Origin of the sequence: Levilactobacillus namurensis DSM 19117 (assembly GCF_001434785.1) — a bacterium.
In the GTDB taxonomy this organism is placed as follows: domain Bacteria; phylum Bacillota; class Bacilli; order Lactobacillales; family Lactobacillaceae; genus Levilactobacillus; species Levilactobacillus namurensis.
Genome location: NZ_AZDT01000010.1, coordinates 82,562 through 98,109, shown reverse-complemented (window position 1 = coordinate 98,109; position 15,548 = coordinate 82,562). Strand labels below are relative to the sequence as shown.

Genomic DNA, 15,548 nt, shown 5'->3' with positions numbered 1-15,548 from the left:
CTGGTATATGATAGATTTATGCATTTTTACCACATGAGGGGGGCTAGGAATGAAAAAGCAGGAACGTCAGCAATTGCTGAAACGATTATTGACCACCCGTGAAATTGAACGCCAGGAGGATTTTGTTGACCTCTTAGCGGCGGATGGCATTCACGTCACTCAGGCGACGATTTCACGGGATATTAAGGAAATGCAACTTGTCAAATTGCCAGCCGAGTCTGGTGGGTACCGGTACAGCTTGCCTGTGCAAAAGAAGATCGATACGCAAAAGAAGTTACAACGGACCCTGCGAGATGCCTACGTCTCCTTTGCCGTACAAGATCAATTTGGCTACTTAAAGGTGCTACCGGGTAACGGTCCAGTGATTGCTTCACTGCTAGAACAGATGCGTTACGACTTTGTTTTCGGCGTAGTGGGGGATGATAGCAAGATCCTCACGGTTTGTGTTTCCCACCAGGGTGCCTTACAATTAGAAAAGACGATCGACCGCATGCTTGCGGATTGATAAAACGACCACGGTTTGCTGACCAGCCCCATGCTGACGACGTAACCGGTGGTCGTTATTTTTAGGAGGCTACAACGTGTTACAGGAGCTGTCTATTAAAAATTTTGCGATCATCGACCAACTAGACGTCACGTTTCAAAACGGGATGACGGTCCTCACCGGGGAAACCGGTGCCGGAAAATCGATTATCATTGACGCGGTCGGACTCTTAGCGGGTGGCCGGGGGTCGGCGAGCTTCGTCCGGACGGGGACACCCAAAGCCGTGATTCAGGGAAGTTTTGTTTTCCCGGCAGACGGCGTGACTTACCGGGTCTTGGATGATCTGGGCATCGATCATGACGACGGCAGTGTCATCTTACAGCGGGAGATCCACGCTAACGGGCGCAATATCTGCCGGGTCAACGGGATGTTGGTCAACACCAGTACCTTGAAGCGAATCGGTGAAACGGCGGTAGATATCCACGGCCAAAATGAGCATCAAGAATTGATGCAGCCGGATAAGCATCTGGGGATGTTGGATGAATTTGCTGGTAAAGCGGTGGTGCCGCTGGAGCGACAGTACACCACGACCTATCAAGCTTATACTAAGTTGAAGTCGACCCTAGAGAGTCGGCGAGCTAACGAAAAAGAATGGGCCCAACACTTAGATATGTTGCGGTTTCAAGTCAATGAGATCGAAGCGGCCCAGTTAGAACCGGGCGAAGAGGCACAATTGGTTGCCGAACGGGACCGGTTAGATAATTTTCAAAAAATTAACGATGCCTTGCAAAAGGCACAGGTCATTTTGACCGGGGAAGATACGGTCCCCGGCGTCAATGACCAGCTAAGTGACGCCCTACAGGCCATGCAGGCCATTGCGGATTTTGATCCGGCGTTCAAGCAGATTGCCAGCGGCTTGGAAACGGCGTATTACGCTTTGACCGATGCCGTGGGGGATGTTTCTTCACAGCTAGATATGTTGGAGTGGGACGAAGGGCGCCTAGACCAGATTGAACGGCGATTAGAAGTCATTAATCAGTTGAAGTACAAATACGGTGATTCGGAAGAACAGGTGTTGAAGTACTACGACAAGATTGCGGCGGAACTCAAACACATGGAAGCGACCGACGAGACGGCTGACGACCTAGAAGCGAAGGTGGCAGCCCAGGCGTCACAGCTACGGCAGTTAGGGGAGCAGTTGAGCCAGGCGCGACAAACGGCGGCGCGGAAATTGGAAACGGCGATTCACCATGAGCTGGCTGATTTGTATATGGACAAAACGGTCTTTGAGGTACGGTTTGATCGTGCCCAGGGACTATTGAGTACGGGGCTGGACCACGTGGAATTCTATCTGCGGACGAATCCGGGTGAGGCCATGTTACCCTTAGCCAAGGTGGCGTCTGGGGGAGAACTGTCCCGAATCATGTTGGCGCTAAAGACGATCTTTTCCGAGTCGCAGGGGATCACGTCCATTATCTTTGACGAAGTGGACACAGGGGTCAGTGGGCGCGTTGCCCAAGCCATTGCTGAAAAAATCAGTGGAATCGCGCGCGACTCACAGGTCCTATGTATCACCCATCTGCCTCAGGTGGCGGCCATGGCGGATCACCACTTCTTTATTGCGAAACAAATCGTGGGTGACCGGACGGAAACCAAGTTGACGCGCCTCAGTGAAGACAAACGGGTCGGTGAATTGGCCCGGATGTCGGCGGGGACCCAAGTCACTAAGCTGGCGATGGAACACGCCCAGGAATTATTGACGCTGGCGGCTCAAGCAAAACGAAAAGATTAGATAAACGTTCAATATCAGTTAGAGTCTATCTAACGATGTTGAACGTTTTTTGTAATGAATCATTATGGTTATTGACGACCCAATAGTGATTCGCAAAAAAAGTTTCGGATATATATTAGTTTTGCGTTAATCAATTTACCTTTTGGGAGTATACTGAAAGTAAATCTTAGTTACACTTTTAGTGAGAGGTGTCATAAATGAGGAAAAGATTGTTATGGTTAATGATGATGGCAGTTGTGGGGATTCTGGCGATTTTGACTGGCTCGCCAGTGGGGGCCTACGCACAAGATATTACTGGTGTTACGAAGGGGTTGGATGCGCCGGTAAAGGTTGAAGAGGCCATTGATGGCCAGTATGTTGACATTACCCAGGATTACCAGAGTGGGAAAACCCTGTTAACCGCTGGAAATTATTACCAGTTAACATATGATTGGTCGATTGATGATCATCAAAAGGTTTCTGCTGGAGACACCGCTACGGTGACTATGCCGAAGACTTCTACACATGGTTCTTTGGGCTTCGATGTGACCAGTGTAGGCAGTAAGCAAACCGTTGGGAAATTCAACGCGCAAGCGTCTACAGCAGAGGATGCTTTGCAAACCGGCACGATCACCTTTAATGACCAATTAGCCCAGACGAACGTGGGACGGGCAGGTGAAATTTCGTTTACCGTTTCGGGGACGCAAAAAGATACGACGGATCCAAGTGCTGGTCATCAGATAATTGCGAAGGGAGGCTGGGTCCCGGATAATTCTACATATACGGGTTCAATTCCTGATACAGTGGTCTGGCAATTAGTCATCAACCCGGATCGTAAAGATTTGGGGGATGTGACGATCAAAGATGACCTTGATGGCAATTTAACCTTTGATGGCCCTAAAAGCGTGAGTGCACATGCACAAGATGCGGATGGCAATAATATTGCTGAGGTCACGCCGACGGTAACGTCCGAAGGTTCAGAGATTACGTTCATCTTGAAACATGTGACTCAGAAGATTTCTTTAACGTATACTACGACGCCTAAATATGACCAACTTGGGACGGCTACAGCGGGGTACTTCTCCAATTATGCGGATCTCACGTCGACTAGTGGTACCGCCGGTAATACAGGTAGCGGGTCGACCAGTAGCAATCCCGTGTATGGAAACGATCATAAAGATATTGGCTGGGGTGGTAAGGGCAACGTAGGTGGTGGTTACCGGGGCTCAGTTACCTTAACCAAAGTTGATGCGGATGACCCAGCGAAAGTTCTGCCTGGTGCTGTTTATGAGCTAAGAGAATATAATACCGCAACGAAAAAGTATGACAGGGTCTCTCAGTCAAATCTGACTACTGATCATAATGGACAGACCTCTAGCGGATTATCAATAGGCGAGTATGAGTACGTGGAAACTAAGGCGCCAGATGGTTATCAATTGGATACCACGCCCCTTCCATTTGTGATTTCTCCCAATACTGCACCGGTTCACCAGACAGTGACGGCTAAGGATCAGCAGAAACCAGTCGACAATCAGGGAAGTGTGACGCTCACGAAGGTGGACGCAACCAGTAAGCAAGCACTAGCTGGAGCTGTCTTCAGTTTGCAGAAGAAGACGGGTGAGAGTTATCAGGACGTTACCAATAAAACGACGTTGACTACGGACGCTAGCGGACAGCTTAATGTTACGGGATTGAGTGCTGGAACCTACCACTTTACAGAAGTTACGCCGCCAACGGGGTATGTTAAAAGCCAGAAACCAACGGCTGATTTCACCATCACAGCGGGATCTAAGGACCATCAGGCAGTGACGGTGGAGGATACCAAAACGCCTGCGGCCAATCAGGGCAGCGCCATGTTGACTAAGATTGACGCGGCGTCCAATGCAGTCTTACCCGGGGCAACGTTTAAATTACAACGATTAGTTAACGGTCATTATCAAGACGTGGCTGATAAAACAGACCTGGTTACCGATGCCCAAGGACAGATCACGGTTGCGGGATTATCAGGTGGGGACTATCAGTTTGTCGAAACACAGGCACCGGAAGGCTATGACAAGAATGCAGACGGTCAGCCCTTTACGATCACAGCTGGGGTGACCGCTGTTCAGAAGGTCATCATGAAGGATGTTAAGACTAAGACACCACCTAAGGCCACGGGCAGTGCCATTCTAATAAAAGAAGACGCGACGGATGCAGCAAAACGCTTACCGGGTGCGGTCTTTAAGTTGCAGGAGCAAAATGAACAAGGTGTGTACGTCGATTATCAGCCGGAAACGACGGTCACGACCGCAGCCAATGGTCAAGTCAAGGTGACAAACCTGCCAGTAGGCAACTATCAGTTTGTTGAAACGGTTGCCCCTGAGGGTTATCAGTTAGATAAAAACATTGCCCACCGAACTCACTCATTTACGATTGCCACAGGGCAGACCGTTCCTGTAACAGTGACGGTTCAAGATGCCCCTGCAGGTACGCCAACATCTCCGAATAATGAAGCGGACTCATCGTCAAGTTCTTCAAGTGTTGCCAGTTCTTCAAGCGTTACCAACTCGTCGAGTACGGTTCCGCCGGTAATCAGTTCCAGTGAATTGAGTTCATCGGAAATAGTTACCAGTACAGAAACGACTGGTAACTCCAGCTCGCAACCCACAACGAGTACGACTACTAAAACACCAGGCGTGACGCCGTCGAGTCGGGCATCACATACTGACACCACAGTAAATGGTGGCGCTGATGGTTCCGGAGTTGGGTCGGTGAGTGGTGACCGTGGTACGGCGCGCGAATCACATCCGATCCATCATCGTAGTTCAGCTGGAGTTAGTCGTCTGCCACAGACCAGTGAGCAAAGGACTGTGGCGGTATTGTTTGGGGGTCTTCTCCTTCTAGGCGGCACCCTCAGCTATCTGCAATGGCGTCGGAACCGTTCCTAAGCAGACGTTAAAAAGATTGGTTTAACAACATTCTTATTGATAAGGTGTTCAAAAAATCCGCTCTAACCAGTTTGGCTTGCGTCAGATTGGTTAGGGCGGATTGGTGTCATGATGAATTGAATTAATGAAGGTGGACGCGTTGCACCGAACGAAGCATCGTTGGGGTGACGATGGTCGTTAAAGACGTAGACCGCAGAATCATGTGCTGAGCAGCATCCGTTTGCAGGAAGCCACTGACGGTCATTGGGGCAACGTTCGGGGCAGCTTTGAATTGAAGTTGAACCCGGTAATGGCGGGTCACAGCCTGGTCAAGAAAATAAGTGAGTTGAAATTCAGGCATCTGGGGATAGACCACTTGACCATCAATCAGAGGAAGTTCACCAAAGAATTCTTGATAGATAGTGGCGACTTGATTGGATAGGTTGGCGAATCGCCGGGCAGTTGAGTTTTGCATGCTGATCACCTCGAACATTTGTTTGTATTTTTATTATACGAACACACGTTCAAGATTGCAAGCTTTTTCTGAACGGAAGTTTTTTCTCAGTTTTCGGCCGGGAATCCTGCCATCGAGTGGTAAAGAGTGGTAATATAGTAACCTATAGAATTGTAGAATTGCCGGGTAAGGTGAACCGGCCAGAATTTAATTAATGAAGGGATTTTTAGACAATGGCGAAACGTGGAATGCTCATTGTGCTCTCGGGTCCTTCGGGAGTCGGTAAGGGAACGGTACGGAAGGCGCTTTTTGAAACGGGCAATACGGACTTCTCTTACTCAATTTCGATGACAACTCGTAAACCCCGTAAGGGTGAAGTGAACGGGGTCGATTACTACTTTGTCTCTAAAGAAGAGTTTGAAGAAAACATTCGGAACGGCGAGATGTTAGAGTACGCCAAGTATGTTGACAACTACTATGGTACCCCGTTAAAATATGTTAATGAGACCCTTGATCAAGGGAAAGACGTCTTCTTGGAAATCGAAGTCAATGGTGCGATGCAAGTTCGGGCCAATTGTCCCGATGCCGTCTTCGTTTTCCTGACGCCCCCTGATTTAATGGAATTAAAGCACCGCTTAATTGGTCGGGGCACCGATGCCATGGACGTGATCAATAAGCGGATTAAAAAGGCTGTGGGTGAGATTCGGATGATGCGCAACTACGATTACGCCGTGGTGAACGACGAAGTCAGCAACGCGGTCGAACGGATTCAGATGATCATTCGCAGTGAACGGTTACGGGTGACCCGGGTCATGCCGGATTACGAACAGATGATTGGAGACGAATAAACAATGCTATTATATCCTTCAGTTGATGATTTATTAGCGCAAGTGGATTCACGGTATTCATTGATTATGTTGGCTAGCAAGCGGGCCCATGAATTGGACGCGGGTGCTAAGCCACTGTTAACGGAGTACAAGTCGCCGAAGACCATCGGCCGGGCCTTAGAAGAAATTGCGGCCGGGGCTTTGATGATTGATCCAGACGAAAAAGATTTAAACGCCTAAGTTGGGTGCTAGGATAGACCAGGTTGCCAGTAGGTAATCTGGCCTTTTTAGTCAGAAAAGGAGGTTTGTAATGCTTCAGGATAAACATGTGACGTTAACGGTCAGTGGTAGCGTGGCGAGTTATAAAGCCGCCACCTTAGCACGTGCGCTACAGCGTGCAGGTGCCCAGATACGAGTCGTCTTAACGGCAGCGGCGAGTCGGTTCATTACGGCGGAAACGTTCGCTACTTTGACTAAGCATCCCGTCTTGACGGACCAGGGATGGTGGCAAGCCGATGGGCAGATCGACCACGTTGAGTTGGCTGATTGGACCGAATTGGCCTTAGCGGCGCCAGCGTCTGCTAATTTAATGGCGCAATTCGCTAACGGGTTAGCTGATGACGTGGCGAGTGCCACCTGGTTGGCGACGGCGGCGCCCAAAGTCGTGGTACCGGCGATGAACAGCCACATGTGGCAGGCGGCCGCAACGCAACGTAACCGGCAGCGGTTAATCGATGACGGCGTTACGGTTCTGACACCGGCCACGGGTGCGTTAGCCGAAGGATATCAGGGCCAAGGCCGCTTCTTAGAGCCAGCCGAGATTGTGGCCCAGTTGGCGCAACTCACGGCACCGACCGTTGATTTAACGGGCAAACGGATCCTAGTGACGGCGGGAGGGACTCGAGAACGGTTAGATCCGGTCCGGTTCCTGACTAACGATTCTTCTGGCAAGATGGGATATGCGGTCGCAGCGGCGGCGCAACGGGCTGGAGCGACCGTGACGTTGATCACGGCGCCAACCGCCCTGACCGTTCCCCGTGGCGTGACCGTGGTCCCCATTGAGAGTACCCAGGAGTTAGCAGACGCCGTAACGTCACGGTTCCCGCAGGCCGATGCGTTGATCATGGCCGCGGCCGTTGCAGATTTCCAACCGTTGACTGCCGCGACGCAAAAGATTAAGAAGACGGCGGATAACGATGAATTAACGCTGACCTTGAAAAAGACACCGGATATTTTGAAGACGGTCGCGCCGATGAAGCAGGCGGACCAGGTCGTGGTGGGCTTTGCCGCTGAGACCCAGGAATTGCTTAAAAATGGCCGTCAGAAATTACGCCACAAGCATTTAGATATGCTGGCCGCTAATGACGTCTCACGAGCGGATATCGGCTTTAACGGAGACAATAATCAAGTGACCTTTCTCTTTGCTGATGGGACTAGTCAGCAGACGCCGGTCGCATCCAAACGAGTAATCGGTGAACGGTTGATTGAACAGGTCGCAAAGTTGTTCGCAAAGAAATGAGGTGAACGGGATGGCCCAAATCGCGCAGGTCTTAGTTGATGTACCAACCATGCAAACAAATGAACCGTATTCTTATGCGATTCCGGAACAGTTTCAAGATCAGGTGGAACCGGGGATGCGGGTCACGGTCCCGTTCGGTCACCGGGTCGTTTCCGGCTTTGTCGTGGGAATCAGTAATCAGAGCCAGTACGACGGGCAGTTGAAGCCCATTGCAGCCGTCTTGGATTTGGCCCCCGTCTTGAACGCAGAACTTTGGCAGCTCGCAGATTGGCTGGCGACCACGACCTATGCGTTTCGGATCACGTGCATCCAAACCATGTTGCCCAACCTGCTGAAGGCGTCTGTGGAACGGTTCGTTCAGCCGACCGATAAGATTTCAGCGGCTGAACGCGCGCAATACTTTCCAGATAGTTCATCGCGGGCCTTCGATGTCAGCAAGTTGCCCGATGAGACGCTGGCTGGATTGCTAAAACTACGGCGGGCGGGTAAGGTGACGGTAACTTACGATGTCCAGGATAAGGCCACCGTTAAGACCACTCCAGCCATTCTGCCGGCATTGCCAACAGTGAAGTTGCAAGAGATTCAAGCGACGGTAGCTAAACGTGCTCCGAAGCAGGCCCAGTTACTGGCGTATCTACAGACGATGGGGACCACGCCCGTTGCTCAAGCACAAGTGGGTCGTGATGCCGGCGTCAGTGCGGAAGTTATCCGGACGGCGGTGGCAAAAGGGTGGGCAACTAAGCAGGCCCTCGAAGTTTACCGGGACCCGTTTCAACAACCCGTTCCCCCGACTCATCCCTTGACGTTGAATGCCGAACAACAGACCGCCGTCGATGCGATTGACGCGGCCATGGTAGAACATCGGCAGCAGACCTTCTTAGTTGAAGGGGTCACGGGAAGCGGTAAGACGGAGGTCTACCTACAAAGTATTGCTAAGGCCTTAGCCCTGGGCCGTACCGCGTTAATGCTGGTTCCCGAGATTGCCCTGACGCCGCAAATGACCAACCGGGTCAAGTCCCGGTTCGGCCATCAAGTTGCGGTATTGCATAGTGGCTTGTCGAAGGGCGAACAGTACGATGAATGGCGTCGTATCGACCGGGGAGAGGCGACAGTCGTTGTAGGAGCGCGCTCAGCCGTGTTTGCCCCCTTGCATGATATTGGCATCATTATCATGGATGAGGAACACGAAACCAGTTATAAACAAGATGAAAATCCCCGGTACCACGCCCGTGACGTGGCCATCTGGCGCGGAAAGTTTCACCAAGCGCCAGTGGTGCTGGGGAGCGCCACACCGTCTTTGGAGACCCGGGCGCGAGCAGCAAAGGGGTTGTATACCCGCTTGGCCCTCGCACACCGAGTCAACGACCACCCGCTTCCCACGGTCCATATCGTGGATATGCGGGAGGCTTTGAAGGAAAATGGGGACGGTGATTTCTCACCGGAACTCTTAGAAGCCATCCAGACCCGCCTTGATCGCCAAGAACAAGTTGTGTTGATGCTGAACCGACGGGGATATTCGTCGTTTATGATGTGTCGGGACTGCGGGTTTGTGTTGAAGTGTCCCAACTGTGATATTTCACTAACGCTCCACATGGATACGCACAGCATGAAGTGCCATTATTGTGGCCACGAAGAACCCATCCCCCGAATCTGTCCTAACTGTCAGAGCCGCAAGATTCGGTATTATGGAACCGGGACGCAGAAGGTTGAAAAAGCCTTGCAGGCTAAGTTACCGGCTGCTCGAATCTTACGAATGGACGTTGATTCGACCCGGCGGAAGGGCGCCCACGAGCGCCTCTTGAAGCAGTTCGGACAGCACCAGGCGGACATCTTGTTGGGGACTCAGATGATTGCGAAGGGCTTGGACTTCCCGAACGTGACCCTAGTGGGTGTTCTGAATGCCGATACGGCGCTGGGGTTGCCAGACTTCCGGGCTAGTGAGCGGACCTTTCAACTCCTGACGCAGGTCAGTGGTCGGGCCGGCCGTGCGGAAAAACCGGGAGAGGTATTTATTCAGACCTTTAATCCGGAACATTACGCGATTCAACTGGCCCAAAGTCAAGACTACGAGCGCTTCTTCGTCACGGAGATGCATATGCGCCATCAGGGGAATTACCCACCGTACTATTATGCGGTGCAAGTGACGGCTAGCCATGAAGAGGAACCCGTCGCGGCGAAAGCCATGTATCAGATCGTGGACGTGTTGCGACAAGGCCTCAGTGACCAGGCGATTATTTTGGGACCTACGCCCAAGGCGATTGCGCGGGTCAAACGGAAGTATTATTATCAAGTTGTGATTAAGTATAAGCACGAGCCGCGGTTAAAAGCGGTCTTGGAACAGATTCGTCAGGGGGCACAAAAAGCCCAACGGGGATTAACGATTACCATTGATCCCGAACCAATGAATTTTATGTAGACTCTAACTAAAGAAAGTATGGTGCAACAATGACCTCAGTGATTTTTATGGGAACGCCGGAATTTTCCGCGCCTATCTTACAAAGCTTGATCGACCACGACTACCAAGTCTTAGCGGTTGTTACGCAACCCGATCGGCGGGTCGGTCGTAAGCACGTTTTAACGGCATCACCCGTTAAGCAAGTGGCGGTCGCCAACAATATCGAAGTTCTCCAACCGGAGAAGATTGGAGGGAGCCCTGAGATGGCTCGGGCTATCGCGTTAGCACCGGACTTAATCGTCACGGCGGCGTTTGGCCAGTTCCTACCGACCAAGCTCTTGAAGGCGGCCAAGGTCGCGGCGGTAAACGTGCACGCGTCTCTGTTACCGAAGTACCGGGGTGGCGCTCCCGTCCACTATGCCATTATGAATGGTGATCGAGAGACCGGGGTGTCCATCATGTTCATGGAGAAAAAGATGGATGCGGGGGATGTTCTGGCACAACGCGCCATTCCGATCACCGACCAAGACGATGTCGGCAGTATGTTTGATAAGCTTAGTCTGTTAGGACGGGACCTTTTGCTGGATACCTTACCTAAGTTATTAGCGGGCGAGATTACCCCCGTTAAGCAAGATGAGCAGCGGGTCACGTTCGCACCGACCATCAAGTCCGATGAAGAACGGATTGATCTGACCATGAGTGCCCACATGATCGACTGCAAGGTTCGGGCGTTACGGCCGTTCCCAACAGCGCACATCTATCTGAACGGGGTACGGACCAAGTTGTGGCAGGTCACGGTACTGGATCAGACCACGGACTTACAGCCCGGGGAACTGGTCAGCCGCGATAAGCATCACTTGGCAATTGCGACCGGAGAACATGGTGTTCTGCAGATTGATGAGTTACAACCGGCCGGTAAGCCTAAGCTAAGTATCACGGACTTTCTGAACGGATCAACGGATGCCCTACAAGTGGGCGAACAGGTGGCTGAATAATGAGCGAAAATCAAACAGCACGGTCGATGGCCGTGGATGCACTGACCCGGGTTGCGGGCGGTGCCTACTCGAACTTGCAATTGGATAAGATGATCGACCGGAGCACTTTAAACGACGCTGACCGGCGGTTGTTGACCAACTTGGTCTACGGAACGATTCAACACCAGTTAACACTGGAATACTACCTCGATAGTTTTGTCAAACCCAACCAGAAGTTGCAACCATGGGTCAAAATGACGTTGTTAGTGGCCTTATATCAGATGTTGTACTTAGACCGGATTCCGAATTGGGCCATCTTTGATGAGGCCATTCAGTTGGCCAAGGAACGGGGGCACGAAGGAATTCGTCGGTTCGTAACGGGAGTCTTACACGCCGTCGACCGACAAGGCGTTCCGGATGTTGCCCAGATTAGCGACCCAACGCAACGCCTCAGTGTGACCTATTCGATGCCTGTCTGGCTGGTTAAGGCGTTGCAGGCTCAGTTAGGGGAAGCCAAGACTGAAAGCATCTTGAAGACCATCAACCAACCGGCTGCCCAGTCGGTTCGGGTCAACACGGCCGTCACGACTGCGGACCAAGCTATCCAGGCTTTAGAGGCAGTGGGATACCAGGTGGACGTCAGCACTGTTTCGGGTGACGGGCTACGAGTTGACGGCCAACCCGCTAACCACAGCGAATTATTTGAGAACGGGCAACTGACGATTCAAGACGAGAGTGCCATGTTACCCGTAGAAGCCCTGCAGGTCCAACCCGGAGATCAGGTCTTAGATGCCTGTGCCGCTCCTGGGGGGAAGACCACGCAGATTGCGGCCGCGCTAGACCCAGCTGCGGGTGGTCAGGTCACGGCCTTGGATCTGCATGCCAAGAAGGTCAAGCTGATTGCTCAGAACGCCGCACGGTTGCAGGTCGCTGACCGGGTCAACGCCATGGCTTTGGATGCCCGGAAGGTCGATGATGAATTTGCCGACCAGACGTTTGACAAGATTCTGGTGGACGCACCTTGTTCCGGGATTGGTTTGGTTCGGCGGAAACCCGAGATTCGATACGATAAGACCCCCGAAGATAGCCAACATCTGCAGAAAATTCAGCTGGCCATCTTAGATGCCGTGAGTCGTAAGCTGAAGCCGCAGGGGCTGATGGTCTACAGTACTTGCACGATTCTGGAGACGGAAAATGACGCGGTGGTTCGTCAATTCTTGGCGGATCATCCCGACTTCGAAGCCGTTCGGGTGACCACGACGCGCAACGTCAAGGGTGACCGGGAAACGGCAACGTTATCCATCTATCCCGATGATTTCGACACTGACGGCTTCTTCGTGAGTGCCTTCCGGCGGAAAGCGTAGGTGAGCGGCAATGGAAGTTGCCTTTCGAACGGCAATTGGCAAGCAGCGGGCTGATAATCAAGACTACGTCGATGTCTTCACGAATCAGGCCGGGCAACACCTGGCGTTGGTTGCTGACGGCATTGGGGGTCATCAGGGTGGCGACGTGGCGAGTGCCATGGCGGTCTCCCATCTGGGACACGACTTCGAATTGACGGCGTGGACCACGACCACCGCAGCGAGCCAATGGTTGAGCCAACAGATTACCATGGAGAACCATTCGATTATTGAAAAGTCTAATCAATTTGCGGACCTGAATGGCATGGGAACGACCTTGGTAGCAGCCGTCTACTTTACGGATGAAGTCGTGATTGCCAGTATCGGAGATTCCCGGGCTTACCTCTTACGCGATGGTCAACTCCGGCAACTGACGGAGGACCACTCATTGGTCAATGAACTGGTGAAGCGTGGTGAGATCAGCCGACAGGCGGCGCGACACCATCCCCAAAAGAACGTGATTATTCGGTCGTTAGGGATTTCTAACGACGCCAACTTTGATTTGAACACCTACCCGTTGGTCCTAAATGATCAGCTATTGCTGTGCACGGATGGATTGACCAACATGGTCGATGACCAGCAGATTGCCACGGTCTTAGAAAGCGCCCAGCCGCTAGAAGCCAAGTGTGACCGGTTGATTGAACTGGCAAACGCGGCGGGGGGTCTCGACAACATTAGCGTGTTGATTATCGCCAATGGCGGGCGGAAGGTGGCGAGCTGATGCGAGCGGGATACACGTTAAGCGGACGTTACCGCATCATTCGCGCGTTAGGTGAAGGGGGCATGGCCAACGTTTATTTGGCCCACGACCTGATCTTAGACCGGGACGTTTCCGTCAAGTTGTTGCGTTTAGACTTGCGGGATGACCCGAACACCATGCGGCGGTTTCAACGCGAAGCTCTAGCCGCAACCGAGCTAGTGCACGATAATATTGTTCAGGTCTACGACGTTGGCGAAGAAAACGGGATGCAGTACCTGGTGATGGAGTACGTGAAGGGAACCGACCTGAAGGCCTACATCAAGGCGCACTTCCCGATACCTTACCGGGAAGTCATTCAGATCATGGAACAGATTCTCAGTGCGGTACGCCTAGCCCACGAGCACAACATTATCCACCGGGATCTGAAGCCCCAGAATATCTTGATCGATCAAAACCGGGTGGCGAAGATTACGGACTTCGGGATTGCCGTGACCCTGTCCGAACATAGTCTGACGCAGACCAATACGGTCTTAGGGTCGGTCCACTACCTGTCCCCGGAACAGGCCCGTGGTGGCATGGCAACCAAGCAATCGGATATCTATTCACTGGGAATCATTCTGTACGAGATGTTGACGGGAACCGTTCCCTTTGAAGGGGAAACGGCGGTGTCCATTGCGTTGAAGCATTTCCAATCGGACGTTCCCGCGGTGCGGGACACGGATCCACGGATCCCTCAAGCCCTAGAGAACGTGGTCTTCAAGGCCACGGCGAAGCGGCCGCAGAACCGGTATGCGAGTGTAGCCGATATGGCCGCGGATCTGCGGACGTCATTGTCTCCTAAGCGAGCTGGCGAGGAGCGGTTCACACCGGAAGCGGACGATGACGGTGAGACCAAGGTCTTGCCCCTGAGTTCGCTGGGCCACTTATCGGACGCTACCGCACATGCCCAAACGACGCCTGAACCGGCCGCAGCGGCTAAGGCGAGTGAGCAGTCGACTGAAGAAACGGCGCCCAAGGCCCGGCTGTCTTACAAACAGCGCCATCCCCGTCGGCGTAAGTTTATGCTGATGGGATTGATTATCCTGATGCTACTGATTGGGGCCGGTTTAGGGGTCGCACTCTTTCAACCCCGGATGACCAACGTTCCCAATGTGGTGGGTCAGCGACAAGCCAAGGCCCAGTCAACGTTGGTGGCTACCCACCTGAAGGTCGGCGAGATCCATAAGACGGCTAGTGCTAAAGTTAAACGGCACCGAGTTGTCCGGACGGAACCCCGGTCAGGGACGGAGCTGCAACGTAATTCCGTCATCGATCTGTGGATCAGTACGGGCCCTAAGCGCTATCGGTTAGGCGACTACCAGGGAGATTCGTATAGCAGCGTTGCGGCGAAGCTGGAGGCGCTAGGCTTTACGGTTCACCGGGAGTCGGTCCATTCAACCAGTGTGCCAGCGGGCCGGATTATTCAACAGAGCGTTTCGGCGGGTCACAAGGTGATTCCCAAGGACACGGCAATCACGTTGACGGTCTCGACGGGAACCCAGACGGTGACCTTGAGTGATCTCACGGATAAGACCAAGAGCCAAGCACAGGACTATGCGGCGAGCCATAACTTAAACCTGGCGTTCACGTACGCCTATTCTAGCGACGTGGCGAAGGGGAAAGTCATGCGCCAGTCGCCTGGTGAGGGCGCTGTCGTTCAAGAAGGCGACGAGATTACGCTGACTATGTCACGGGGACCGGAAAGTGACAGTTCGGAGACGGACCAGTTCAGTGTTAAGGTCAAAATTCCGTTTGACAGCAGTGCCACCAGTGGCAGCGATACGGAAGATGACGACAGTAGCAGTTCCGCGGCAAGTGAGAACTTGGTTCAAATCTATCTGCGGGACCAGGATCACCAGTTGAGTTCGGTTTACAAACAGATGACCATCACGAATGACACGACGGTTTCGTTGCCGTTCACGGTCGCTCACGGGAAGTCTGGGGCTTATAAGATCGTGCGCAACGGTGAAGTCATTGGTGAAGATAGTCACGTGACGAAAAATTAAGGAAAAAGCCTGCATTTGAAGCTCAGTTCTTTTATAATAAAAGGGAACTGAGCTTTTTTGCATCACGACAAAG

The 15,548-nt window shown here is 52.4% G+C and carries 12 protein-coding genes; 11 read left to right on the top strand and 1 reads right to left on the bottom strand.

The genetic code is table 11. The annotated features are described in order from the left end of the window. Positions 1–49: 49 nt before the first annotated feature. The 3 genes from FD30_RS02190 to FD30_RS02180 all read left to right on the top strand — a co-directional run bounded on the left by FD30_RS02190 (position 50) and on the right by FD30_RS02180 (position 5,182). Entirely contained in the window at positions 50–505 is a 456-nt protein-coding gene (locus FD30_RS02190) for an arginine repressor (RefSeq protein ID WP_024746474.1), read from the top strand. Positions 506–581: 76 nt separating this feature from the next. Continuing rightward, positions 582–2,276 (top strand): DNA repair protein RecN, encoded by a 1,695-nt coding sequence (gene recN, locus FD30_RS02185; RefSeq protein ID WP_056943723.1) that lies wholly within the window; start codon positions 582–584, stop codon positions 2,274–2,276. 197 nt (positions 2,277–2,473) lie between these two features. After that, the gene (locus FD30_RS02180) at positions 2,474–5,182 is read left to right on the top strand and encodes a SpaA isopeptide-forming pilin-related protein (RefSeq protein ID WP_082604775.1); all 2,709 of its coding nucleotides are present in this window, start codon (positions 2,474–2,476) and stop codon (positions 5,180–5,182) included. A 121-nt stretch (positions 5,183–5,303) separates the two neighbouring features. Here FD30_RS02180 and FD30_RS02175 read toward each other — a convergent pair whose 3' ends face one another. Further along, positions 5,304–5,636, bottom strand: a complete 333-nt coding sequence (locus FD30_RS02175; protein WP_024746471.1) for a hypothetical protein — start codon at positions 5,634–5,636, stop codon at positions 5,304–5,306. A gap of 212 nt (positions 5,637–5,848) precedes the next feature. Between FD30_RS02175 and gmk the strand changes: the two genes are divergently transcribed. The 8 genes from gmk to pknB all read left to right on the top strand — a co-directional run bounded on the left by gmk (position 5,849) and on the right by pknB (position 15,475). Further along, the gene (gene gmk / locus FD30_RS02170; protein ID WP_024746470.1) at positions 5,849–6,463 is read left to right on the top strand and encodes a guanylate kinase; all 615 of its coding nucleotides are present in this window, start codon (positions 5,849–5,851) and stop codon (positions 6,461–6,463) included. 3 nt (positions 6,464–6,466) lie between these two features. Beyond that, positions 6,467–6,682 carry a DNA-directed RNA polymerase subunit omega gene (gene rpoZ, locus FD30_RS02165; protein ID WP_024746469.1) on the top strand — a complete coding sequence of 72 codons (216 nt, stop codon included), beginning with the start codon at positions 6,467–6,469 and terminating at the stop codon, positions 6,680–6,682. A 70-nt stretch (positions 6,683–6,752) separates the two neighbouring features. Then, entirely contained in the window at positions 6,753–7,961 is a 1,209-nt protein-coding gene (coaBC, locus tag FD30_RS02160; protein WP_056943721.1) for a bifunctional phosphopantothenoylcysteine decarboxylase/phosphopantothenate--cysteine ligase CoaBC, read from the top strand. Positions 7,962–7,971: 10 nt separating this feature from the next. Continuing rightward, positions 7,972–10,377, top strand: a complete 2,406-nt coding sequence (gene priA / locus FD30_RS02155) for a primosomal protein N' (RefSeq protein WP_056943720.1) — start codon at positions 7,972–7,974, stop codon at positions 10,375–10,377. 29 nt (positions 10,378–10,406) lie between these two features. After that, complete coding sequence (gene fmt, locus FD30_RS02150) at positions 10,407–11,351, top strand: methionyl-tRNA formyltransferase (protein WP_056943719.1); 945 nt, start codon at positions 10,407–10,409, stop codon at positions 11,349–11,351. Continuing rightward, a complete protein-coding gene (rsmB, locus tag FD30_RS02145; protein ID WP_056943718.1) occupies positions 11,351–12,694 on the top strand; it encodes a 16S rRNA (cytosine(967)-C(5))-methyltransferase RsmB in 1,344 nt (447 codons plus the stop codon). Before fmt ends, rsmB begins: the two co-directional genes overlap by 1 nt. Before the next feature lie 10 nt (positions 12,695–12,704). Beyond that, the gene (locus FD30_RS02140; RefSeq protein WP_056943717.1) at positions 12,705–13,451 is read left to right on the top strand and encodes a Stp1/IreP family PP2C-type Ser/Thr phosphatase; all 747 of its coding nucleotides are present in this window, start codon (positions 12,705–12,707) and stop codon (positions 13,449–13,451) included. Beyond that, the gene (pknB, locus tag FD30_RS02135) at positions 13,451–15,475 is read left to right on the top strand and encodes a Stk1 family PASTA domain-containing Ser/Thr kinase (RefSeq protein WP_056943716.1); all 2,025 of its coding nucleotides are present in this window, start codon (positions 13,451–13,453) and stop codon (positions 15,473–15,475) included. The genes FD30_RS02140 and pknB overlap by 1 nt, the downstream gene beginning before the upstream one ends. Positions 15,476–15,548 lie beyond the last annotated feature (73 nt).